15 protein-coding genes and 7 pseudogenes are annotated in these 22,877 nt (G+C 55.4%); 10 read left to right on the plus strand and 12 right to left on the minus strand.

The genetic code is table 11. The annotated features are described in order from the left end of the window. Positions 1-17 precede the first annotated feature (17 nt). Entirely contained in the window at positions 18-1,145 is a 1,128-nt protein-coding gene (locus tag FDY98_RS05380) for a CZB domain-containing protein (RefSeq protein WP_196518154.1), read from the minus strand. Positions 1,146-1,314: 169 nt separating this feature from the next. Then, positions 1,315-2,067: a murein L,D-transpeptidase catalytic domain family protein gene (locus FDY98_RS05385; RefSeq protein ID WP_155705710.1), complete on the minus strand. Its 753-nt coding sequence runs from the start codon at positions 2,065-2,067 to the stop codon at positions 1,315-1,317. A 74-nt stretch (positions 2,068-2,141) separates the two neighbouring features. Between FDY98_RS05385 and FDY98_RS05390 the strand changes: the two are divergent. Then, positions 2,142-3,772 (plus strand): annotated as a pseudogene (locus FDY98_RS05390) (L,D-transpeptidase family protein). An 85-nt stretch (positions 3,773-3,857) separates the two neighbouring features. Here FDY98_RS05390 and FDY98_RS05395 read toward each other — a convergent pair. Beyond that, the gene (locus FDY98_RS05395) at positions 3,858-5,336 is read right to left on the minus strand and encodes a peptidoglycan DD-metalloendopeptidase family protein (protein ID WP_442907960.1); all 1,479 of its coding nucleotides are present in this window, start codon (positions 5,334-5,336) and stop codon (positions 3,858-3,860) included. Positions 5,337-5,941: 605 nt separating this feature from the next. On the opposite strand from FDY98_RS05395, the gene FDY98_RS05400 reads away from it, so the two are divergent. Both FDY98_RS05400 and FDY98_RS05405 read left to right on the plus strand, forming a co-directional pair. Then, positions 5,942-6,865, plus strand: coding sequence for a LysR family transcriptional regulator (locus FDY98_RS05400; protein WP_027959901.1), 924 nt, complete (start codon positions 5,942-5,944; stop codon positions 6,863-6,865). 89 nt (positions 6,866-6,954) lie between these two features. Then, positions 6,955-7,947, plus strand: coding sequence for a glutathione S-transferase family protein (locus tag FDY98_RS05405; RefSeq protein ID WP_027959900.1), 993 nt, complete (start codon positions 6,955-6,957; stop codon positions 7,945-7,947). A 123-nt stretch (positions 7,948-8,070) separates the two neighbouring features. Here the strand turns inward: FDY98_RS05405 and FDY98_RS27145 are convergent, their stop codons facing one another. The 3 genes from FDY98_RS27145 to FDY98_RS05415 all read right to left on the minus strand — a co-directional run bounded on the left by FDY98_RS27145 (position 8,071) and on the right by FDY98_RS05415 (position 8,911). Further along, on the minus strand, positions 8,071-8,370 hold the full coding sequence (locus tag FDY98_RS27145) for a hypothetical protein (protein ID WP_340146772.1): 300 nt from the start codon (positions 8,368-8,370) through the stop codon (positions 8,071-8,073). Further along, the gene (locus FDY98_RS27150) at positions 8,349-8,558 is read right to left on the minus strand and encodes a hypothetical protein (RefSeq protein WP_340146773.1); all 210 of its coding nucleotides are present in this window, start codon (positions 8,556-8,558) and stop codon (positions 8,349-8,351) included. Before FDY98_RS27150 ends, FDY98_RS27145 begins: the two co-directional genes overlap by 22 nt. A 155-nt stretch (positions 8,559-8,713) precedes the next feature. Then, on the minus strand, positions 8,714-8,911 hold the full coding sequence (locus FDY98_RS05415) for a CsbD family protein (protein WP_027959898.1): 198 nt from the start codon (positions 8,909-8,911) through the stop codon (positions 8,714-8,716). Positions 8,912-9,164: 253 nt separating this feature from the next. Between FDY98_RS05415 and FDY98_RS05420 the strand changes: the two genes are divergently transcribed. The 3 genes and pseudogenes from FDY98_RS05420 (at position 9,165) to nfi (ending at position 11,982) form a co-directional block, all read left to right on the plus strand. Further along, complete coding sequence (locus FDY98_RS05420) at positions 9,165-9,353, plus strand: hypothetical protein (protein WP_039859330.1); 189 nt, start codon at positions 9,165-9,167, stop codon at positions 9,351-9,353. 91 nt (positions 9,354-9,444) lie between these two features. Then, positions 9,445-11,159, plus strand: a pseudogene (locus FDY98_RS05425) (DEAD/DEAH box helicase). Between the two features lie 136 nt (positions 11,160-11,295). Then, positions 11,296-11,982, plus strand: coding sequence for a deoxyribonuclease V (nfi, locus tag FDY98_RS05430; RefSeq protein ID WP_027959896.1), 687 nt, complete (start codon positions 11,296-11,298; stop codon positions 11,980-11,982). A gap of 24 nt (positions 11,983-12,006) precedes the next feature. Here the strand turns inward: nfi and FDY98_RS05435 are convergent, their stop codons facing one another. Beyond that, on the minus strand, positions 12,007-12,723 hold the full coding sequence (locus FDY98_RS05435) for a glutamine amidotransferase (protein ID WP_027959895.1): 717 nt from the start codon (positions 12,721-12,723) through the stop codon (positions 12,007-12,009). A gap of 136 nt (positions 12,724-12,859) precedes the next feature. Between FDY98_RS05435 and tpx the strand changes: the two genes are divergently transcribed. Continuing rightward, positions 12,860-13,360: a thiol peroxidase gene (gene tpx / locus FDY98_RS05440; RefSeq protein ID WP_022520654.1), complete on the plus strand. Its 501-nt coding sequence runs from the start codon at positions 12,860-12,862 to the stop codon at positions 13,358-13,360. Here the strand turns inward: tpx and FDY98_RS05445 are convergent. Continuing rightward, a pseudogene (locus FDY98_RS05445) lies at positions 13,357-14,039 on the minus strand (gamma-glutamyl-gamma-aminobutyrate hydrolase family protein). The gene tpx and the pseudogene FDY98_RS05445 overlap by 4 nt on opposite strands. Positions 14,040-14,113: 74 nt before the next feature. Beyond that, a pseudogene (locus FDY98_RS05450) lies at positions 14,114-15,121 on the minus strand (amidoligase family protein). Between the two features lie 133 nt (positions 15,122-15,254). Here FDY98_RS05450 and FDY98_RS05455 point away from each other — a divergent pair. Beyond that, a pseudogene (locus FDY98_RS05455) lies at positions 15,255-17,786 on the plus strand (mechanosensitive ion channel domain-containing protein). Here the strand turns inward: FDY98_RS05455 and FDY98_RS05460 are convergent. Next, a complete protein-coding gene (locus FDY98_RS05460; protein WP_022520651.1) occupies positions 17,703-18,134 on the minus strand; it encodes a hypothetical protein in 432 nt (143 codons plus the stop codon). The pseudogene FDY98_RS05455 and the gene FDY98_RS05460 overlap by 84 nt on opposite strands. A 59-nt stretch (positions 18,135-18,193) precedes the next feature. Next, positions 18,194-18,727 (minus strand): J domain-containing protein, encoded by a 534-nt coding sequence (locus tag FDY98_RS27155; RefSeq protein ID WP_340146774.1) that lies wholly within the window; start codon positions 18,725-18,727, stop codon positions 18,194-18,196. Positions 18,728-19,323: 596 nt separating this feature from the next. On the opposite strand from FDY98_RS27155, the gene FDY98_RS05470 reads away from it, so the two are divergent. Next, positions 19,324-20,754: a hypothetical protein gene (locus FDY98_RS05470; RefSeq protein ID WP_027959890.1), complete on the plus strand. Its 1,431-nt coding sequence runs from the start codon at positions 19,324-19,326 to the stop codon at positions 20,752-20,754. A 165-nt stretch (positions 20,755-20,919) separates the two neighbouring features. Continuing rightward, positions 20,920-21,607, plus strand: a pseudogene (locus FDY98_RS05475) (CBS domain-containing protein). 43 nt (positions 21,608-21,650) lie between these two features. Here the strand turns inward: FDY98_RS05475 and FDY98_RS05480 are convergent. Further along, positions 21,651-22,773 (minus strand): annotated as a pseudogene (locus tag FDY98_RS05480) (aminotransferase class V-fold PLP-dependent enzyme). Positions 22,774-22,877 lie beyond the last annotated feature (104 nt).

Below are 22,877 nucleotides of genomic sequence, written 5' to 3' on the forward strand. Positions count from 1 at the left end.
TATTTAGCGTACAACGGCTATTTAAGGTGCGCCGCAAGCGGTGAGTGATGATTGGTTGAATAGGGCGCCTCATACATGGCGTGCTCCATGAGGTTGTCCAACTGCAGGGCGAGCTGCTGGCTGGCTTCTTCCATGACTCCCAAGGCGGCCAGTTGACCATTGCGGTCGCCCAGGCGGGCAAACTTAAGTGCTTCCGCGCCACTGTCATGCATACGGCGATGGGGTGCCGCCAGCGCTCGATAGGCCTCAGTGCGGGCGTAACGTTGGTGACCTTCTCCATGTTGATGCCAGCGCCCTAAACGGCATTGGTGATGGTCTTCTAGGGGAGTGTCTGTGTTGGCAGAGAGGAGCTGCTTATAAAGCCGACACTTCCACACCGCATGATCAAGCTTCGCGGAGTGTAAAAACGCAGCGGTGGCATTGTGATGAATCACCTTGTGCATATGCTGAGCTTGGTCAGCAAGCTGATGCACTGCCTGCTTGGCTGCTTGCGCGGAATGGGTAATCTCCTCGTCGGCCAGACATTTTTTCACTACGGCCTGCGAGTGTTCTCTTACCTGGCTATTAATTTGCTCCATCAGTAGGCTGAGCTGATGGCTCAAGCTGTGCATAGTCAACGCTAAGCGGTGGACATCGTCTGCAATGGCTGCCAATCCTGGAGATTGCTGGCTAGCGGCATCGGTGCTGCCAAGCAGACCTTGGCTATGGGCCGTTTCAAGGGCCGTACTTACCGCTAACGCCTGGGCGTGGCCTGCACTACGGGCGAGAGCGACCTGTAGCTGGCTTAAGGCGTGCAGAGTTTTAGCTAACACTAATGGGGGTAACGCTTCGGTACGTTCAGTGTCGTGGCAACGTTGGTCAAGGCTACTGACCGCCTGTTCAGCGGTGGCAATTAAATTAACCGTTTCCGTTAGGGTGGCCCGCTCGCCGGCAAGCTGATCCGCGTACTCCTGTATGCCACTATTGAGAGAAGCCAGCATATCCGCGCCTCTCGCCTGCAGCATGCCGATGGATTGTGCCGGTTTCATCAGGCTCAATAATCGGCAACTGGGGGAGGGGGTAGCAGCGTCAAGCTGAGTGCGTAACTCGGCAACTTCCTGTTCCAGGCGGCGAATTTTTTGGTACGGGTGCATAAAGGTGAACATGGCAGAGACACCTACGGCAGATAGCAATATTTTGTGTTAATTTGTCACAAAGTATTGCAGAGGGTTCCCCTGTGCGCCTGATTTAGCGGCCGAAAATGATAAAATTCAGCTACTGATTGCCTGTAAGGCTGAGGTTGTTAACGTTCCCTCATTAAGATTCTGGGTAACATTAGCGCCGGGCTAGCTGTGCGGCGGTGGCCGTGCAGCCTAAAAACGCGGAGGTGGCCAGCCACTCGGCATCGGGATAATAAGCGAACACATACTGATCCTCTTTTAGACTGTCGATCAGCGGGTAAGTGACGTCTTCGCGTACCGCCGGGCAGCCATGGCTGCGACCGAGCCGCCCCGTTTGGGTGATAAAGGCGTCGCTTACATAGTCCGCGCCGTGGATCACAATAGCGCGCTCAAACGCCAAGTCATTGACGTTGGGTTCCAGACCCTCCAGGCGCAGTGAATAGCCGTTGCGCCCATAGTAGCTGTTCATAGTGCGAAATAGGCCAATGCTGGATTGATGGCTATCGGGGGTATTGGAAAACGTCTCTGCTTGGGCGTCGCCAGACCCCTGGCCGTGGGAGACCAGCTCTTCGAAGAGTAGCTTATGCTGGCGCAAATCAAATACCCACAAGCGCGGCTCGGTAGATGGCAGCGAGTAATCGATCACTGCCAAGCGCTCGGCATTAGGCTCGGCGCAGTTAAGCGCTTGGGCGGCTAAACGCAGCGCATCGGGCGAGGCCTGGGGGGCGAGCTGCAGCAACTGATGGTGTAAAGGCAGTATGCCGCGAGGTGGCGTTGAATCAACTTGGGCGAAGAAACTGGCAGCGTGGAGCGGTAATGTAAATAATGTAAAAGGGAGAGAAATAATAACGTGGCAACATTTAAACGAAGAGCCATAAAAGTCGATCCTACGAGCAATATAAGTCATTATAAAGATTAGCCGACTAATATAAAAAACAGGGTCGGCGATGTGGAAGACTATAGTAACGCAAGGAGAGGGCGATGAACGAGATACAGCCACTAAGACAATGGGCGATAGGGGTCGCTCTTTGTCTCACGCTTACCCACAGCCCTTTAGGCATTAGCTATGCGAATGCGGATTCAGCGCCGTTACAACAGGCGTTAGCCCAGCAATTAAGCGCGGTGGAGGTGCAGCGGCTACCCGTTGCTGAGTTTTATCAACTGCGCGATGGGCAGCCCGCCTGGCAGGCAGCCGTGGCGGTTGAGTCACTGGTGGCTGCGTTGAATAGCTTGGAAACCGATGGTCTAACACCCGAGGATTACCACGCTGATACACTGATTGATGAGTTCCAGCGCAGTCAGGCAAGCAGTCAAGCCGCTCAGGCGTCGTTTGATATTAAAGCAACTCGAGCGTTGCTGCTGGCGCTGGATCATTTAGAGCGCGGTAAGGTGAACCCGCGCGATGTCGAACCCAGTGGGATGCGCCGCGCCCTGAACGTCGCTACTCACTGCTGCGTGTGGTGCATGCCGTCGATGACCGCTCGCTTGATAACGCGATCGCGCTGGCTCGGCCCTCGTCTGCTGAATATCAGCAACTGCGCGATGCCTTGAAGCAGCATTATCAGCTGGCTAACCTGGGCAGCGTGCCCTACTTGGCTGCGCGGGAAGAGTCGTTGCGGCCAGGCGATGAAGCCGACGATGTGAGCGTGCTGCGCCAGCGCCTGGCACTATGGGAGAGGCTGAGTTACAGGTGGCGGATAGCAGCGCCTATCCATTAATCGGTGTACAAGCCGGGTCGAATCGGCGTGCCTTTGATGCACCGCTGGAAGCCGCGGTGAGGCGTTTCCAGCGCCGTCATTTGCTGCAGGAAGATGGTGTAGTGGGCGAACAAACTCGCTTGGCGTTGAACACCTCAGTGGCGTCGCGAATCGACCAACTGCGGGTCAATTTAGAGCGCGCGCGGTGGATCCGTCCGATGCAATCTGCTGAGCCACGAGTATGGGTTGATATTGCAGGCTACCGGATGCACTACGTGCGCCCTAACGGCCAGCACTGGGACGCTCGTGTGGTGGTAGGAACCCCGCGGCGCGAGACGCCGATTATCCACTCTACGATCAGCCATTTAACCATTAATCCTTCCTGGACAATCCGCCGACGATCATGCGCGAGGATGTGTTGCCCCAGGTGCGTGCCGATATCGACTACTTGGCGCGTAAAAACATCCAGGTGATTAGCCCCATGGGCGAACCGCTTGCTGCGGAGGAGATCGACTGGCAGCGTCCTGGCGGCGTTATGTTGCGTCAGGTAGCGGGTACAGGTAACCCGCTAGGTCGCGTCGTGGTACGGTTTCCCAACGATGAAATGATCTATTTGCACGATACCCCGCGCGTGGATTGTTCCGGCGTGATCAGCGTGCACTTAGTTCAGGCTGTATTCGGGTTGAAGGTGTGACTGAGCTGGCGCAAATGCTGCTGCAAGACACCGGCAGTCGTTATCAAATGAGTACGCTGTTAAAAGGAGGGAGTGATCGCAATGTGAGCTTATCTCAGCGTATTCCCATTGCGCTGCATTATTTGACCGCGTGGCCAAATGCCGAAGGCGAGGTGGAGTTTAGACCTGATATCTACCGCCGGGATGCAACGCTACTGGCCGCGCTGCAGCGGTCAGTCTAGACAGTTGAAAATACGTAAGCCAACGCAAAACACCGCCCAGTGGCGGTGTTTTGCGTTTGAGTACACGGTAGCTATATAGCGGTCGCTAGTCGTCGCTCTCCTGCCGATAATTAGCCACGCTAACCGGGCCTGTTTCGCCGCTTTCCAGCGCCGCCAATATGGGTGCTGCCTGATTCTGGAACGCAATAAGCGTATCGCCGCTCAAGCTGGTGTTTTCGGGTAGGGGAACCGTCATCGCATTGACCGGTGAGTTGTTGACGATGACTTCGTAGTGCAGGTGAGGGCCGGTGCTGCGGCCTGTATTGCCTGATAGCGCGATACGCTCGCCCATTGTTACACGTTCACCTTGCTTCACCAGCGGCCGGGAGAGGTGCAGGTAGCGCGTCCGGTAGCCATTGTCATGACGGATGACGACATAGCGTCCTGCGGCGCGATGGTTGCTCACTCGTTCCACAACACCGTTAGCGGGAGCCGTTACCGGCGTGCCAATCGGCATAGCAAAATCGGTACCGTTATGCGGGCTAGTGCGGCCGGTTACTGGATGCTTACGGCGCGGATTGAAGCTGGAGCTTAAACGGTAGTTGCCTTCAAACGGGTGGCGCGCAAAGGCAGGATCCAGGCTACCACCCTCAGGTGTATAGAAGTTATCGTCGCTGGCATTACGCACAACGGTTAAGTCCATGCGTTCGCCGTTGTAATGAACAGCCAATACACGGGAATCTAAAGTTTCACCATCGATCATGTCTGACTCGACCAGTACCTGGAAACGATCGCCGCGGCGGCTGTCACGCCGAAAATCGAGTTTCTTTTCGAGTAGTTTCGTCAGTTCTGTTACCGAGCCGCTGTTCAAACCTGTCGCCTGGGCGGAGCGCGCAAAGCTACCGCTGACGCTACCGGCATAGAGGCGCTGAACAGGTTCTCCTTGGCGTTCAATCGTGGTGATGGCGAAGTGGTCTGCGTCCTTCTCCAGCAGTATGCCGTCACGGGTGTTTTTCATCATGCGTAGCGACAATAAACGCCCATCTTCATCCAGCTGATAATCAAAGCTGTGCCCGGCGCGCCAATTGGTTAGCATGCGCGGGTCAGGTAAATCCTCCAGCAGAGCCATCACTTCGCTATAGCCTAGGCCTAATTCGTTTTGTGCCAGTACGGCAAAAGTTTCGCCGGATTCAACAATGTGGGTTTCCCACTCAGGTACAAAGGGCTCTTCAGCTGCCAGCTCTAAATCCAGAAAGGAGATATCATCGAATAGCTCAACGCCATAATCCTCATAAGAGGTAGCGTCGGCAATTTCGACGGAAGAGCTGTTGTCTACATTATTATCCAGCATGCCGCTAGCCAATGTGCCTAGCACAATTGCCATATGCAGCGCACCGTCATCGAGACCACCGCTTTCCAGTGCTGCGGTATTCGGTACCGTGACGTCGCCGCCCAAAGCCGGCTGGTTCGCCATGTCGGCCTCTGCGCTGGCAATGACGTCAAGATCAACGATCTCGGTTGCGGTGAGTTCACTGAGGGGGATATTTTCGCGGGTCGCGTCGAGGGCGCGCGAGGCGCGATCGATCGCATCTGCTACCGGGTGCGTTCTTGATGCAGGGAAGGGACACCCGGAGTAGAGTCGCTTGGGAGCGGTACTAGCACGCTTTCAAGCGGTGTGTTTAGTTGAGTTAAATCTTGGTATGTCGTCAATAACTTTTGTGTGCCCAGCACGGTGACCATTGTGGCCACGGGTAACAGTAATAATTTGTGCGTACGGGGCAGCGAATGGAGGATTCGCAACATGGGTAAATGGACCGCCGAGTTCGTGATTAAAAGTAACTATTAAGCGAATAAACCCGGAAACCATACCCCATGAAGGCAGGGGTGCATAGACTGTATATCTATACATAAAGCGTAATTAAATACAAAAATAGCACTAACAGACAGAGATTACTATTTATAAACAGCGTTTGCTAACAAATGTAACCAGTGAAGCGTGCTAACTAAATAATCTGTGTCAAATATTTTCCCGCTGGATAGAAATAACGTGCTTTTTTACCTGCGACCAGCAGTTAATCTCAAGCATTTTGTAAGCATGGGCGGAAAGTGTTAGCTGTTTCCTGGCATTCTAGCCATGTTTTTTCGAACATTAAGCGCATTGTTTCGCTGTATTGCGTTGAGGAAATCGAAATGTCCCGGGTAACACTTTCACAATGGCAAATGTTGGCCGCCGTGGTTGACCACGGTGGATTTGCGCGTGCGGCAGAGGCGGTACATAAAAGCCCCTCCACGCTGAACCATGCCGTTCATAAATTAGAAGAGCAGCTAGGCGTGCAGGTGCTGGAGCCTATTGGCCGACAAGTACGGTTAACCGAAGCGGGCGAGCTGCTGCTTCGGCGCGCGCGTCAATTAATAGAGAGCGCAGCGTCACTTGAAGATGTCGCCACCCGGCTAGCCGCTGGTTTAGAAGCGGAAGTGGTAGTGGCAATCGATCAGGTGTTTCCCGCTGCTGCTCAAGCTAAAGCGCTAGAGCGATTCTCTGAAACGTACCCGCAGGTGCGCGTTCAGTTGCACGAGAGTGTTCTCAATGGCGGCATTGAGATGCTCTATGATGGCCGCGCAGACTTGGTAGTCTCCGGCATTGAGGCGCAGGGCTTCTTGGGCGAGCCGTTGGTCACGGTGCGCTTTGTTGCCGTGGCGCATCCCCAGCATGCGCTACATCAATTGGGCCGCTCGTTGGATCTACGCGATCTAGCCCAGTATCGGCAGTTGGTGGTGCGTGATTCAGCGCTGCGCCAATCAACCAATGCTGGCTGGTTGAAAGCCGAGCAGCGTTGGACCGTCAGCCACCTCAATACCTCACTGGATATGCTAAGGCGTGGCTTGGGGTTTGCCTGGATGCCGGAAACACGAATTGCGGAGGAGTTAAACAGCGGGCAATTAAAGCCGCTGCCACTACCCGCGGGCGGTATTCGTGAAGTGCCGATTCAGATGATTTTTCGCGACCGAGACCGGGCAGGGCCAGCGGCTCATGCGATGGCCGCCGCACTGAAACAGGCCGTGGTGAGCGAATGCGCGCTGAATGATTCGACTGACTCGAATGAAAGGCCGTAAAACATCCGCTTGAGCGTTCCTGAAGCGGGCGTATGCTGAAGAAAAGAACGTAATTGTTAGCACCTCTAATGACTTTCAGGAGACGCCCAATGGGATTACTGGTAAATGGCAAGTGGCAAGACCAGTGGTATGACACTAAAAAACACGGCGGCGAATTTGTTCGTGAGTCCGCTCAGCTTCGCGACTGGGTGGGCAGCCATCCGGAGACTGACGGTGACTGCTACCCAGCGGAAAAAGAGCGTTATCATTTATATGTCTCGCTAGCCTGCCCCTGGGCGCATCGCACGCTGATTATGCGTAAGTTGAAAGGGCTAGAGCCGTTGATCGGCACGTCCCATGTTAGCCCCTTGATGCTCGACCAAGGCTGGACGTACCGTCAGGACGAAGGTGCCAGTGTCGACCCCGTTAACGGCGTCGACTACCATCACCAGCTGTATACCATGACCGACCCCCACTATACCGGGCGTGTCACCGTGCCCGTGCTATGGGACAAACAGCGCAGCGCCATCGTTAATAATGAGTCTGCAGACTTGCTACGTATTTTTAACCGTGCGTTCGATGAATTGACCGGCAACGACCTGGATTTTTACCCAGAAGATCTGCGCGGTGTCATTGATGACGTAAACGCCGATGTTTACGACCACATCAATAACGGCGTTTATAAATCAGGCTTTGCCACCGAACAGGCGGTTTATGAGAAGCACGTGAAGGCGTTGTTTGACGGTCTAGAGCGTATGGAAGCACGCTTGGCCGAGCATCGTTACTTGGCGGGGGAGTGGTTAACCGAGGCGGATATTCGTCTCTTTACCACGCTGATCCGGTTTGACGCGGTTTACTATGGCCACTTCAAATGCAATTTTAAGCGCATTGAAGATTATCCCAATCTTTCCAATTACGTGAGGGAAATCTATCAGTGGCCGGGAGTGGCGGAGACCGTCAATATGGATCACATCAAACGCCACTACTATTATAGTCACGACATGATTAACCCAACGCGAATCGTACCTGCTGGGCCACTACTCGACCTTGAACGGTCTCACGACCGGGAGCGTTTACCGGGGCAGGGCGTGCGGCGTAAATAGATGCGTATCGCTAACTAGCAAAAAGGGCCGCCCAGTTGGGCAGCCCTTTTTCTAATGCTGAGATTCTACTGCTAGCGTTTCGTTGCTATTAAAAACGTTGCTATTAAAAACAATGGGGAAGCGTTAGCCATTATCATCGATATCTAACGCTTCACGGGTACGCTGCCAAGCGCTTTCAGCGCCCTCTTGGGTAGTTTGCCAGGCATCGCGAGCGTTGGCTTTAGTCTGCTCCCACCACTCGTTATTGTAAGCCGGGAAGGCTTCGACTTCTTCCTGGCTGGCTTCGACCATAATGCGATGTTCTGTATCACCATCGGCGTCCGTTTCGGTTTCGAGGGTGAAGTAGTCGGTATCAACAACGATCTCGCGGCCGCCGAGGCCCAGTACTGAACCGCTTTCGATCACAATCGCGGTAATGCGCATCTCTTCATCAACAGGATGTCATCGACGTCACCAATCTCTTCACCGGAACCGCCGGCAAAATAGACCTCTGCATCAAGAATGTCGTCGGCAGAATACATGCCCTGGGGCTCATCCTGCGCGTGAGCATTCATGGCAACGCTGCCCATAAGGGCGGTACCGATAAGGGTTGTGAGGATTGTCTTACGCATAGCATCTCTCATGTGGCTACGATAGATAATAGATCGGTGTGCTTGTAGGTGTATTGGGGGATAACGTAACTAGAACCACCAACACATAGTGTTGCTAAAAAAAACCGACCTACCAAAACGGAAATGGTGTAATTAAAGGGGGGCTTATAATGCTATTACTGCTTATCAGCCCAGTCATCGGCTTGACGCTCTGCTTCTTCGCGCTCTAGGCCGTACTTCTGCTGAAGCTTGCCTACCAATTGATCCTTTTTACCACCGATCTGATCCAACTCATCGTCGGTGAGCTCGCCCCAGCTTGAGCGTGCCTTACCCTTCATCTCTTTCCATTTGCCTTCAATTTGATCCCAGTTCATTGCATCGCTCCTTGAGAATAGTGAACTTGATTAGGCACTTTTTCAGGTTAGACCATATGTGCATGAGCGCAAGTCCTTGTTTCAATGTGGTGTAAGTTAAAAGTACTGGTCAGACGCCAAATGCAATGGTAGGATGCGCGCTCCTCGCATGTGTTGACCCCTCCATCACGACGGTAAGCGTTTAACTGCATAGTTATTAATGGGTAGATGTTAATAGTTATTTGTAGTGTCGCTTGCGGGAACATCTCGCCAATTGCTAGATGTTCATTGCTGTGTAGATGGCGCGCCTCCAGTATTTCACCAAACGGGTGAAATCGGCGCAGAAGGTCGCCACAACGGTTGGCCCGCTAATGCGTTGTTTGCCAACCGGATGCTAGGTGCGACCGGCGTCTCCGACTCCACTGATGGCTTTGACCGCTACGGCGGTGCCTGTTATCGATAATGACCATTCTTCATGTCGTTGTGCGATGACTGAGTCAGAGACGCTTATGATGTTTTTTGCCGGTACTTGCCGGCCTACCAAGGTGTGATTAATGACCTCGACTTCTGTCGCCTCGCCGAGCTTCGGCGATCTGGCTCTTTTGCCTGCCGTTCTGTCTGCTGTTGAATCACAGGGCTACCTCGTTCCCTCGCCGATTCAGGCACAAACTATTCCTGCGTTGCTTGAAGGCCGCGATATGCTGGGCCAGGCCCAGACGGGTACCGGCAAAACCGCAGCGTTTGCATTACCGTTACTGTCACGTTTAGAGCTGACTCGCCGTGAGCCCCAAGTGTTGGTTATGGCGCCAACCCGCGAATTGGCTCAGCAAGTAGCTGCCTCGTTTAGTAAATATGGCCAAAACCTGAAAGGTCTCGAAGTTGCGACCCTATGTGGTGGCCAAGAGTACCGTGAACAGCTGGGCGCCCTTAAGCGTGGCGCGCAAGTGGTTGTCGGTACCCCCGGCCGGATTATCGACCACCTGGACCGCGGTAGCCTGAAGCTTGATGGCCTCTCCGCCCTAGTGCTGGACGAAGCTGATGAAATGTTGCGCATGGGCTTTATCGACGACGTAAAACGCGTGGTTGCCGATACCCCGAAAGATGCTCAGCGTGTGTTCTTCTCAGCGACACTGCCCACTGAAATCGAACGCATCGTTAACCGTTACTTGGTTAACCCAGTGAAAGTCGCGATTGAGTCGGGCACCACGACCGGCGAAAACATCGAACAGCGCATTGTGCGTGTTGATGGTGGCGCTAAGCTTGAAGCTCTTTCGCGTATTCTTGAAGTCGAGCCGGTCGATGGGGCCATCGTCTTTGTGCGTACCCGTGCTGCGTGTACCACGCTGGTTGAGCAACTGACTGCACGTGGCGTTAACGCCGCAGGCTTGTCGGGTGATCTCGATCAGAGCCTGCGTGAGCGTACTATTACGCGCTTGAAGCGTGGCAAAGTCGACGTACTGATCGCTACCGATGTAGCTGCCCGTGGTCTTGACGTGTCGCGTATCACTCACGTTATCAACTACGATCTGCCTCAAGATGCAGAGGCTTATACGCACCGTATTGGCCGTACCGGTCGTGCGGGCCGTAGCGGTATCGCGATTACCTTTGCTGGCTTCCGTGAAGGCCGCAAAGTGGGCTGGATGGAGCAGGCAACCGGTCAGAAAATGACCGAAATGCCGCTACCTGATGAAGCCGCTATTCGTGCCCATCGCGATGACGTCTTCTATCAGCGTGTTATCGCCTCCTTAACGAAGGGCGCCGAAGAGCAGCGTGCGCTGATTGAGCGTCTGATCGAAGAAGGCCATGACCCGGTCGAGCTGACTTGTGCGTTTGCCGCTATGGCGCGTGCTGAGGAAGCGCCGATCGGTCGCCTGCAGGCGCCGCGCAAAGAGAAGCCCTCGCGTGATGGAGCGTCTGGCGGTAAGCCGGGTGCACGCCGCGAACGCACTGGTGCGCCAACTGAAGGTATGACGCGCTACCGCGTATCGGTTGGTCATAAAGATGGCGTCAAGCCTGGCCAACTAGTCGGTGCCCTCGCCAATGAAGGCGGCATTGAAGGCGCGCGTATCGGTCGTATCGATATTCGCAACGCTTTCTCTGTGGTCGAACTGCCGAGCGGCTTGCCCTCGACGATTCTGACCAAGATGGCCCGTGCCCGTGTGGCCGGTCGTCCGTTGGAAATCAGCGAAGACAGCGCACCGGCTGAGCGCGCTCCCGCCGTCGTCGTGACGAAGGCGATGCGCCGGTTCGTCGTCGCGAACGCGCCTAAGTCTTCACCACTGTAAGGATTAATCAGCTGCCGCCAAGCGGCAACTGAGAAGATCTCGACGCCCTCGTACCGTTACTGGTGCGAGGGCGGTTTTTTTGCTACCTTATTCACCATTAACCGTTTCAAGGAGGAAACCATGTCCGCACCACTACACGAATGGAATCTGGCACCCAAGGAAGCGATGGCGCTGCAGTTGCAGTTGGCGAGGCGATTGGAACTTACTGATCGCCTAGCGCCGATAACGCATATCGCCGGGGTGGATATTGGGTTCGAAGAGGGCGGCGAAATCACTCGGGCAGCGGTGGTGGTATTGAAATGGGATCCTGCCACCGCACCCGATTTAAGCGTGGTGGAACAGGTAGTTCATCGCGAGCCCACCCGCATGCCGTACATCCCCGGCTTGCTTTCGTTTCGAGAAATCCCTGCCGCGCTAGGCGCGTTTGAAAAACTCAGCGTGATGCCTGAGCTGGTGATGGTCGACGGCCAGGGGATTGCACACCCACGCCGGTTAGGCGTGGCGGCTCACCTAGGGCTATGGCTCGATCTACCTACCATCGGTATTGCCAAGTCACGCCTATATGGCCAACACGCCGAGGTGGGCGAGCAGCGCGGCGACTGGGTGCCGCTCTACGCGGGGCAAGAGACCATTGGTGCCGTTTTGCGTTCCCGCACCAAGGTCAAACCCGTGTATGTGTCGCCCGGGCACCGTATCACTCTTGAAACCTCACTGACCTGGGTGTTGCGCTGCTTAGGGCGTACCAAGCTACCTGAGCCAACGCGTCTGGCGGATCGGCTGGCCTCACGGCGTGATCAGCGCAAGTAGCCATTGATTGCCAATGGCTAAGGGCTATACAAACGCCAAAAAACGTCGCAGTAGGCTGGAGGCCTCTTGGCAGTCAGTAATGTTCGCCAGCAGGGTGTCGGGCTCTTCGCCTTGGTCGCGTAGGGCGGCGCGTTGGCGTTCAAGGTAGGCGCGCATCACCGGTGCCGTAAATTCCGGGTGAAACTGCACGCTCCACTGGCGCGGGCCGTAGCGCAGCGCCTGGTGGGCGTCGTGGCTGTTATGGGCCAGCACCGTGCAACCTTGGGGCGCCTGCATCACCGACTGGGCATGGGTCAGGTGGGCAGCAAAGCTCTCCGGTAGTTGGCTAAACAGGGGGTCTTGTTGGCCTGCTTGAGTGAGCCGCACGGTGCGTGTGCCGGATTCGCGGCCTGCCGGATGGTAGTCACTCACGCCACCAAAAGCGGCGGCCATTAACTGGTGGCCATAGCAAACGCCTAGCATGGGAATGTCGTTTGCCAGCGCCTCCTTCAGCCACGGCTTCAGTGCTTCGCTCCAGGGTTCGGCCTCGCTGACCATACTGTGCGAGCCTGTAATCACAATACCCGCGAGTGTATTAAGTTCAGGAGCACTGGGTTGGCGGGTTGCATCCCACACCTGTAGTTCTAAATGCGCGGACAGCGCGGTGCTAAGCTGCTTTATAAATAGCGTTTCAAAATCACCGTGCTGGTCGACGACTTCCGGAAAAGCGTCGCCGGTTTTAACGATCAATACACAGGCCATATCACTCCCTCAGTATGATGAAACGCAAACATTGAACAAAGGCCTTTCAGGAAGAGCGCAAAGGCGTGAAGATAGCCTACCATGGCTGCTTAAATGGTAAGAACGCATTAATTATGAACATCATAAGGAGACAATAATGCAACAGGTTACCCGCGCAGGCGAACCACTGGATGTGGCTGGCACATTGCCAGCAAAAGGGCAGGCGGCACCGGCGATGACGCTGACCAACACCGATCTGCAAGACGTTACGCTCGATACGTACGCAGGAAAGCGTAAAGTGCTCAATATCATCCCCAGTGTGGATACGCCCACTTGTGCCATGTCCACGCGTCACTTTAACGAGCTGGCGTCTAACCTTGCCGACACCGTGGTATTGGTCGTCTCAGCGGATTTACCCTTTGCAGCCAAACGCTTTTGTGGCGCGGAAGGATTGGATAACGTCGAAACGCTGTCTACTTTCCGCCACCCCGAGTTTCGCGAAGCCTGGGGCGTAGCACTGTGCAACAACTCCATGGAAGGCCTTTGCGCCCGTGCAGTCGTCGTACTGGATACCGATAACCGAGTGCTGCACAGCGAGCTGGTGAGCGAGTTGAAGAACGAGCCTGATTATGATGCTGCCTTGGCGGTGCTGAGCTAGCTCGTATGCCGTGTAGCATGCCGCTCTGACGCCCTCACCAGCGCGCGAATCAAGCGCTGCTGGGGGCGATTGAAAATCAGCCACTCCGGGTGCCACTGCACGCCAATCAAAAAGTCGTGCTCCGGTGACTCAATGCCCTGCACCAAGCCATCCCGGTCGCGTGCAACGATTTCAATTCCTCTGCCTGCCTGGTAGACGGCTTGATGATGCAGGCTGTTAACCCGACACCAGGTAACCCCTAGCAGGCGGTGCAACTTACTTGCCCCCACGATATCAACGGTTTTGCGCGGCAGAACGGTGCGTCGTCGTTTTAGCCCTTCGTGGGTGGTGTAGATATCAGGATCCAGTGTGCCACCAAGATGCACGTTGATTAATTGTGCCCCTCGGCAAATACCCAGCACCGGTGTATGCAGCGGAATAAAACGTTCAAGCAGGGCTAGCTCCAGTTCATCCCTTGCAGGGTCTAACGAACATCTAATTGTACTTCTCCGCCGTAGAGGTGGGCCTGAATATCGTCGCCGCCACCAATGATCAAGCCGTCCAGGCTTTCCGGCTGCGGGCGTGAAGGCGATAACCGCAATGGTTTGCCGCCATGCCGCCAGACGGCGAACCAATCAAACCACCACGCTAAGTGGCTTTTTTGGTCAGAGGTAGTAATTCCGATAAGCGGCCGAGTCATGTGGATAGTTACTCACTGTGACAGGAAATAAAGAATGCTAAACGGGTTTTATATAGCTGGGCTCTACAACACAATCAGTGTTCGCGGCGAAGCAAACGAACTAGTTTTTCTTTTATGCGGGTCAGCATCGGTCGGTTATGGTCGGCGATATACTCAGCGCAGCGAGCGAGAACACCTCAGAATTAGCGGCAAGTTTCTCAACTTCCACCCAGCGATTCCACTCGGTCACTGAGCCCCACCCCGGCTGGGAAAGCTGAGCGTTGGGTAAGCGGTAGTGAAAGGTGGGGCGCGGCTTGGTAAGCTGCGTATGCAGCAATTCATGAGAGTGATCGGGGCGTAGGTAGGCAAATAGCGGCAGCATATCCAGCTCGCGATTGCGCGTGGATTATGGTGCAAGTAGTCGTCAATCAGCGTGTCGAGATCAGGCGAATAGCGGCTATCCAGTATTTTTAACGCATAGGCTTTGTGAAATGGATTCGCGTGGGGCAGCATCTCACGGGTAATATCGACTTTAATTTCGTCGCGCAGCCAGCCAGCCAGCAGCAGGTACGCACGCAGCATGGCTAGCAAGTAGTCAACGTCGAAACGCTCCGCTTCAGGGTTTAGGTGTAAGCCAAACCCATACAGCAGGCTGGCATCGGTGCCTTTAGCGCCATGTGCTCGTAGTGCCTCGAACAGCGCGTCTAAATCTTCCAGCTCATTCCAAGGTATCGGTGGGCAAACGATTTCGGTAGGCACCAGGCCTGTGACCATGTCGCCAATCAGCTCGCGGGTTTTGTGATGGAACTCGACCCGGCGTTGATGCTGATGGCGCGCCACTCGCTATCTTCTGGGTGAGGGTCGTCGGCCAGCGATTTGTCGGGATGCGCGTATTGGGTGTCGAGCTCGATACCAAATTCGCCCCAGCGGGTATCCTCAACGAGTAGCCGATGGGGGCTTACCACGTTAAGCTCCCCGCCAAACAGTTCACGTACGATCATCGCCGTGTCTCGGGGCGGCAGGCCAGCGAACTCGATTTCAATGCCAACGTGCCGGATTTTCCCCTGGCTGTTTAAGCGATTAGGTGGAGCTTGTAGCGTCATCTCGGCGTCCTTGAGGTGAACGTTTAAGTCTTCAGCCTATCATAGTCACGCGTTGAGACTGAGCGTATGACGGGCCATAGCGGCGGCAAATGATAAGCAGGACGCCATCTAAGCTAATTTTCAGGAGTAAGGCGTGCGACAGCACTGGTTAATCAATTCGTTAATAGGTTTTGTCTTGTTTGTATTGGCAAGCCTAGCAATGACGAGCATGGCAATCACTCAGGCCCAGGCGCAAACGGTGTCGCTGCCCGGCCTGAGCAGCGGTTCCGAAGAGGAAAGCGCTGACGTTAGCGGTGAAGAATTTCAGAAGTCGCTCACTGACGTCATCACCATGCTTGAAAACGAAGAGCGGCGCACAGAGTTGCTTAAATCGCTACGCGAATTGCAAGTAACCGCAGACGCTGCCAGCGCAGATGAGGGCGTAGTACGCCAAGGATTACTGGGTGCTCTCGCCGATACCTTAAGTGACCTGGGTGATCAGGCCCAGGCGGGGGATTCGCCAGTTGATCAGTGGTCACGCCAGCTGGTTCAGGGCGTAGATGATTTGCGCGCGCTTAACGATGATGCCGACCAGGGGAGGCGATTCGAGCGATTGCCGAAGGGGCGGTGCTGGCCTTGGTTTGGGGCGTACTGTTGGTGCTGATGATTGCCTTTGGGCGCATGATCGCTACCCGGCGTGAGTGGCCGTTGGATCTGCCTCGGGATCCCAAGGGCTGGCTGATGGCAGTGCACTTTTTGCGTCGCATGCTGCCCTGGGCACTGTCGTTTGCCATTACCTTGGGGATTGGCCAGGTGCTGCCCGATAGCCCTGGGCGTACGCTAGTATTGGTAGTGGCCTATATCTGCCTGTGTGGCAGGGCGCTATCGGTGGTGTTTGAAACAGTCATCGCGTTCTTTAGCCGTGGCCATCGTTTTACTGCGGTTCAACTGCTTCAACAGCGTGCGCTGCGCGGGCTGTTTGTGATTGGTGCTTTGATTGCGCTTGGCGACGCGGTCAACTCCACTCGTCTCGTTGAAATGCTGGGTAGCGAGCTGTCGAGCCTAGCCTCTGTGCTTTCCAATATGCTCGCGGCGTTGCTTGCAGCGCGGTTTATTCTCAAGTTTAAGCGCCCCGTGCGCCACCTGATTTGCAACCGGCCCTTCAAGCAGCGGCGTGACGCCAGCACCGCGGTCGAAATGATTCGCTCCCTGGGGGGCTATGGCACATACCCGCGCTGCTGCTGGTGAGTGGTTCGCTGCTGGCGATTTTTATCACCGTGGGCGATGTGGGCACTGCTCTGGCGCGCTCGATTATTTCCGCCAGCCTGCTGGTACTGACACTGGTAGTCACCGGGTTGCTGCGCCGCCAAGCGGAACGGATGGGTAAGCGTCGCCACCGCCGCCGTTATAGCCAGTATCGTAAACGTTTAGAGCGCTTCGGCTTCGTGTTGGCGCACATCTGCTCGTGGATGGTGTTTGCCGAACTCTCAATGCAGGTGTGGGGCAGTTCGTTCTTCGGTTTGGGCCAACAAGCCGTGGCCAGCGCGCGGATTGGCCAAGCGCTGGTTAGCTTGGGGGCCACGGTGTTGCTTGCATGGCTGGTATGGATATTTGCCGATACCGCCATTCAGCGAGCGCTAACATCGTCAGCCCGTTCACGTGGGCGGCGGGTCAATCAGGCCCGGGCGCAAACCATCACGCCGATGATCCGCAACGTCATCTTTGTAACCATTCTGATTATTGCCGTTATCGCCGGGTTGGCTAATTTGGGTGTCAACGTCACACCGCTGCTGGCGGGTGCTGGTGTGATCGGTCTGGCGATCGGTTTTGGTGCGCAAACGTTAGTGCAGGATTTGATTACCGGTATTTTTATCTTGATCGAAGATTCGTTAGCGGTCGATGACTTCGTGCAGATCAATAACCATATGGGCACGGTCGAGGGCTGACGCTGCGCACTGTGCGGCTACGCGATTTGGATGGCATTGTGCACATCATCACCTTTAGCCGCATTGAGTCGATTCATAACATGTCCCGCCAGTTCGGCATCGCGCTGATGCGAATACGCATTCCGTTTGATATGAAAATCGACGATGCGATTACGCTGATGCAGGAGACTGCCCAGGAGCTGCGCCGTGATCCGATGATGCGCCACTACATCTGGTCGCCGCTGGAGATGCAGGGCGTTCAGGGCTTTGAAGATGGCTGCCCCATTTTACGCATGCGCTTTCGCACCGCGCCGGAGATGCAGTGGGATGTCTCGCGGGCGTTTAACCTGTTGCTGAAGCAGCGTATGGAAGCTCAAGAGATTGACCTGGGCGTGCCGCGTCTTAGTGTCAGTATGGAAGCACGCGCTGAAGACCGCATGGAGGCGACCGCGGGTACTTCATTCTCTTTAGAAGAGGGCTCGCAAGAACAAGCCGGGCAAGAAAACACTTCGCCTGAGAGTGAACAAGGCAAGCATAGCGCGACGCAAGCAAGTGACTTCAACCCACAGGAGCATAAGAAACCAACACCTCCGAAGCCCGCGCCGCGTCCGACAAAAGCTGAGATTCGCCAGGATGAACAGGCACGCAGGCACGATAATACGAATAATCGTGCTGCGTCACATCGGCAAAAGCCCCAGGCACAGGGCAAGCCCCAGAGCGATTCCTATGCCAGCCCCGGTGGCGAACACGGCGATGAGTAGCCACGGGCCCCGCCAGCGGCGCCAACGGTTGTACAACGAGACCGCGTGGCTAACGCGGTCGACCAGTTCGTCGTGACGGGAAATGGCGTGATCCGGCGGCAGCGAAAAGTCGTTGGCGACATCGCCCTGCCAGTGGGCGCCGTGGCTGAGCCCCAGGCGCGCTCGTAGCTTTCCGATATCGCTGACGGTGTCGTGCAGCGTATCGTAGGTTTCGCGGCGTTCGGCAACCGCGAACACCGCCTCGGCATCCTGGCGTAGCGCGCTATGCTGGCAGCTAGCCACGGCTTGGCTGATTTCTTGTTCGTTGGCCTCGGGGGAAACCGCGAGGCGCTGGTACAAATCGCGCATAGGGTCAATTTATTCTCATGGGCCAGTGCATCCTGCGAAACGTCTAGCGTTACATGGTCTTAGTAAGTTTGCATCAAATAATCATAGGCGTTTTTAATACGCTGAAACCGCGCTGAGGCCAAGGCGACCTGTTGTTCACTTTCCGAATAGAAGCGGTCTGGATGGTGGAGCTGCGCCATCCGCCGATAGGCGTGGCGAACCTCTACCCGGGTGGCACCTGGGGTAAGTCCCAGCACCGAAAGCGCCCGCGTGGTGCGATCGGGCGGCGGTGAGGCGCGCTGCTGGCGATGCTCTTGTTGGCGATGCTGGTGACGAGAATCTTGCTGGCGAGAGCGGCGCCGTTCGCGCTCGGCCTGTTCGCGCTGCTGTTGTTGCCGTTGCCGTTCCTGCTCCTGTTGGCGCGTCTGTTCACGCTGGCGCTGCTGTTCCTGTTCGCGGGCTTGGCGAGCCTGCTCCTGGCGTTGCTGTTTCTCCTGCTGTTTTTGTTGCTTTTGCTGGTGGCGTCGCTCTTTCTGTTGTTGCTGCTGTTCGGCCCGAGCATTGGCCTGTTTGGTACTGCTCAGCGGCCTCGGCTTCGCGTGCTTTTCGGGCATGATAATCTGGGTCGTGTGCCTGCCAGTAAGCATCACGGCTGGGGTCTTCGGGTGTGGCAAGGGGTGTGCCGGTGAGCTCTTTAAACAGAGTATTCAAGGTCATTGGTGCGATACTTAGCAGGTCGGCCAAAAAACGCAAAATATAGTGGTTGGCCAGGGACAGCTCGCCGTCGTCAGTGGCGACGGTAATCGCTTGATGAATAACGCTCAGGCTGCGTTCTGTGCCGCATTCTTTGCGAACCACCTCGGCAGCTAGTTGGATCGCTTGCAAGTCTTGGCTACGGGCAATACTCATTACTGGCCCCAGCTCATGCCCGTGGCGAAACTGTGCGGTCACCTGAGCCAGGCGGCGGCGCCGCTGCCCCTCTGAAACATGTTGACGGTGCACCAGCACCCAGGCCAACAGCAGCAGGGTTGCCGTATCCACTTGGCTGCGGCTCTTTAATAGCAGCAGCTCAAAGGGTGAAAAACGGGCAATGGACATTTCCTAGCTCCATAGGTGAAGAGGTGAGCAGAGGGGTGGCTTTAGGTAGCGCCATGATCAAGTTAGCCATGGTATATCATCGCGTTAGGCAAAGGAGTAGGAGATTGATGAGTTGATCAACGTTGAGCGTAAAAACAGCTTTCAGCTGCGTCTTACCCGGCGGCTCAAGGAAGAGACATCGCATAACCTCGACGTCTATCTTTTTGTGCCTGGCGATTTGGGATTAAGCACCCAGCTTATCTCAGAAGAAGCCTTTTATCATGCCGCTATCAATGTCTCGCGCACCTACTACAGTGACGAGTATCTCTTACCGCTGGTGCACAGTCGGCTGGCCAGCCGTAATCGGCTCGGCAGCGACTCGTATCGGTTGAGCTTGAGTCTCTACGCCTATCAATACGTGGAAGCGATGGAGCGCACTACTCGAGCAATGTTGGTGAATGCCAATAAGCTGCGCCATGCTCGCCAAGAGGAGCGCGAAGAGAACAGTGAGGTGCAAGAGAGTGCCGTTGCCCTACGTGACCAACTGCATGAGATGATCGACTTGAGCGATGGTATTCTCAAGCGGCTGCGTCGCCACCAGCCTGATGACGAAAGTCTATATAAGTACTTTGCCAATATCGATAACTACCTCTCCTGGTTTACCGAACAACAGCTGCTGGCGCTGGTGGCACACATGCCCCGCGGCGGAGAGTTTACCGATATTCGCCGACGTTTTATTAGCGTGTGTCACCGGGAGGGCGAGTATCGCCGCGAACAGCAGTACAACGCCGAGCGCGTGATGGCTGATCCCACGCGGATGTCGAATAAAATGCGCTTGTTGCGGCGCCTGATTGAGCACCCGATTACCCTGAAACAAGAGGCATTGGAGCTGGGTGGCGGCGAGCAAAAAGCGGTCAAAGCGCTTGCCACCGCCGTGGTAATGGCCTTTGTATCGTTAGGCGTGCTGCAGTTGCGTAATGCTCTGGGAGATATCACCGCGCTGTTCGTATTAGCCATGGCGCTGCTCTACGCCCTGCGCGAAGTGTTTAAGGATGATTTGCGCAATACCCTGTGGCGCTGGCTGCGTAAAGGCCGTCCCAAGTGGCGGCGCCAGTATTTAGACCCCACGCGCAACGCCGTGGTGGGCCGCCAGTTGGAGTGGTTTGACTACAAGCGCTACGCATCGCTGGGCGATGATATCAAGCAGATGCGCCGCCGTACGGTAGCCCAGCGTGAAGAAGTGGTGCTGCACTATCGTTCAAGCTCACGTATGTCGCCTACGCGCTTTTTGAGCGGCTACGAGCATACCCGCGAAACGCTCAATCTGGATATCTCCATGCTTACGCGACTAATGAGTAAGGGCAAGCATCACATCTACCGTTTAAAAGATGGCCAAGCAGTTCGCGAGGGCGTCGAGCGCCGTCATCTGTTTAACTTAGTGGTTCGGGAGACGGGCAGTGAGGATAGCCCTTACTTGGCCCGCTGGAAGGTTGTCGTTAGCCGCTCGGGCATTGTCGATGTCGAGAAAGTCGAAGAGAGCAGCGTGGTGAAGGAAAGCGAATAACAAAAGTGCCAATAAACTGCGCCAGGTCAACGCAGCCTCAATGCGTTCTTTGAGATCGCTAGCCAGCATGGGCAAATCTTCAGCAGCGAGCTAGGCTCAAAGAACAAGCAGGATAATCTGCATCTGCGGCTCAGTCTTTAAAGGTTGAGCTCAAGGAGGAGTACAATGCAAGCTATCGATATTATGACGCCCAAAGTGGTGAGTGTGGGGCCTGACGCCGAAGTACGTGAAATTGCGCAACTGCTGCTCAAGCACCGTATTAGTGCGGTGCCTGTCGTAGATAGTGAGCGGCGGGTGATTGGCATTGTCAGCGAAGGTGATTTAATGCGCCGGGTAAAAAGTGACAGTGATCATGGACACTCCTGGTGGTTATCGCTGTTTACCGGCGGCAAGGATGCTGGCGACTATGTTAAGTCCCATGGTCGTAAAGCCCACGAGGTCATGACCCCGAATCCAATGACCGTGGAAGAGAACACGCCGCTGCATACCATTGCGCGAATGCTGGAAAAATCATATCAAGCGGGTGCCTGTGCTACGTGATGGCAAGTTAGTGGGTATTGTTAGCCGTGCTAACTTGCTCCAGGGTATCGCCAATGCCGCAGTGGCGCCAACCCAGTCGCCCACGGATGATCGCCAAATTCGTGAGGCTATTCTCAAAGAAGTTGAGAATAATACCGGCGTACAAGTTGAAGGTATTAGCGTGATTGTGGATGGCGGCGCTGTGGAGGTATGGGGGCTGGTCGAATCCCTTGAACAGAAGCAGGCGGTAACCGTTGCTGCGGAAAACGTGCCAGGGGTTACCCAAGTCGAAAATCATCTGGGCATGATGCCGCGGGGCGTGGGCTATATGTGACCTAAAGCCCGCTATTAAAATAGCGGGCTCTGCTTTCTTTACCTTACACCACTGCTTTAATCGCCTGCTCTAAGCTGTTCACGCTGCGCTCTGTGTGGTGCAGCTTATCGAGGCCAAATAGACCGATGCGGAAGGTTTGGAAGTTATCACCTTCATCGCACATTAGCGGTACGCCGCCCGCCACTTGCACGCCCGCCTGGGCAAGTTTGCCCACTAAGCCACTATCGTCGCTATAGCACACCACTACGCCTGGGGCTTCAAAACCTTCCGCAGCAACGCTCACAAAACCGTGGCGTTTAAGCATGGCGCGGACTTCCCGGCCAATCGCCTGCTGCTCCTCTTTTACCTTGGCAAAGCCGTAAGCGCGGGTTTCCTGCATAATGTCCCGTAATTGCCGCAGTGCATCGGTAGGCATGGTGGCGTGGTAGGCGTGCCCGCCATTTTCATAGGCCTGCATAATGCTGTGCCACTTGCCCAAATCGCAGGCAAAGCTGTTGCTCTGGGTCTCACTCAAGCGTTGCGTGGCACGTTCTGAGAGCATTACCATGGCGCAGCAGGGCGAACCGCTCCCCCTTTTGCGGCGCGCTTACCACCACATCAATGCCGAGTGCCTGCATATCCACCCACAGAGTGCCCGCGGCAATGGCATCCAGTACAAACAGGCCACCTACCTCGTGAGTGGCTTCGGCGAGCGCTTGAATATAGTCATCTGGAAGTAGCAAGCCCGCAGAGGTTTCGACTTGCGGGGCGAACACGACGGCAGGTTTTTCGCTACGAATCTGCGCGACGGCCTCCTCAATGGGCACTGGCTGAAAAGGCGAGCGAAGCTCATCGGCCTTTAGACGCCGTGCTTTAAGCACCGTGTGCTGATCGGTTAAGCGACCCATCTCAATAATTTGCGTCCAGCGGTAGCTGAACCAGCCGTTACGAATAACCAAGGTTTTCTGGTCAACGGCAAACTGGCGCGCCACCGCTTCCATGCCAAAGGTGCCGCTACCGGGCACGATAACGGCCGCTTGGGCGTTGTACACCTCTTTCAGCGTGGCTGAAATATCCCGCATCACACCTTGAAACTGCTGTGACATGTGATTCAGCGAACGGTCTGTGTAGACCACCGAGTATTCAAGCAAGCCGTCGGGGTCGACGTTGGGTAGTAAACCAGCCATGGCGTTCTCCTGTTTTTAGAAACAGCCTGTTGTTAGAAGCAAATCATTAAACACGCATCGTGAGTCACGCTAAAGCGCGAGGTTGCGTTTCAGAATACGGATAA

Origin of the sequence: Halomonas sp. PA16-9 (assembly GCF_009728585.1) — a bacterium.
Lineage (GTDB): Bacteria > Pseudomonadota > Gammaproteobacteria > Pseudomonadales > Halomonadaceae > Vreelandella > Vreelandella titanicae.

Bases quoted from the DNA above. Each gene is read 5' to 3' on its own strand.
- FDY98_RS05380 (WP_196518154.1), bottom strand. From the start codon at position 1,145: ATGTTCACCTTTATGCACCCGTACCAAAAAATTCGCCGCCTGGAACAG.
- FDY98_RS27150 (WP_340146773.1), bottom strand. From the start codon at position 8,558: ATGCGTAAGACAATCCTCACAACCCTTATCGGTACCGCCCTTATGGGC.
- FDY98_RS27155 (WP_340146774.1), bottom strand. From the start codon at position 18,727: ATGCCCGAAAAGCACGCGAAGCCGAGGCCGCTGAGCAGTACCAAACAG.
- FDY98_RS05400 (WP_027959901.1), top strand. From the start codon at position 5,942: ATGTCCCGGGTAACACTTTCACAATGGCAAATGTTGGCCGCCGTGGTT.
- tpx (WP_022520654.1), top strand. From the start codon at position 12,860: ATGCAACAGGTTACCCGCGCAGGCGAACCACTGGATGTGGCTGGCACA.
- FDY98_RS05405 (WP_027959900.1), top strand. From the start codon at position 6,955: ATGGGATTACTGGTAAATGGCAAGTGGCAAGACCAGTGGTATGACACT.
- FDY98_RS05415 (WP_027959898.1), bottom strand. From the start codon at position 8,911: ATGAACTGGGATCAAATTGAAGGCAAATGGAAAGAGATGAAGGGTAAG.
- FDY98_RS05435 (WP_027959895.1), bottom strand. From the start codon at position 12,723: ATGGCCTGTGTATTGATCGTTAAAACCGGCGACGCTTTTCCGGAAGTC.
- nfi (WP_027959896.1), top strand. From the start codon at position 11,296: ATGTCCGCACCACTACACGAATGGAATCTGGCACCCAAGGAAGCGATG.
- FDY98_RS27145 (WP_340146772.1), bottom strand. From the start codon at position 8,370: ATGCGCATTACCGCGATTGTGATCGAAAGCGGTTCAGTACTGGGCCTC.
- FDY98_RS05460 (WP_022520651.1), bottom strand. From the start codon at position 18,134: ATGCGCGATTTGTACCAGCGCCTCGCGGTTTCCCCCGAGGCCAACGAA.
- FDY98_RS05385 (WP_155705710.1), bottom strand. From the start codon at position 2,067: ATGACTTATATTGCTCGTAGGATCGACTTTTATGGCTCTTCGTTTAAA.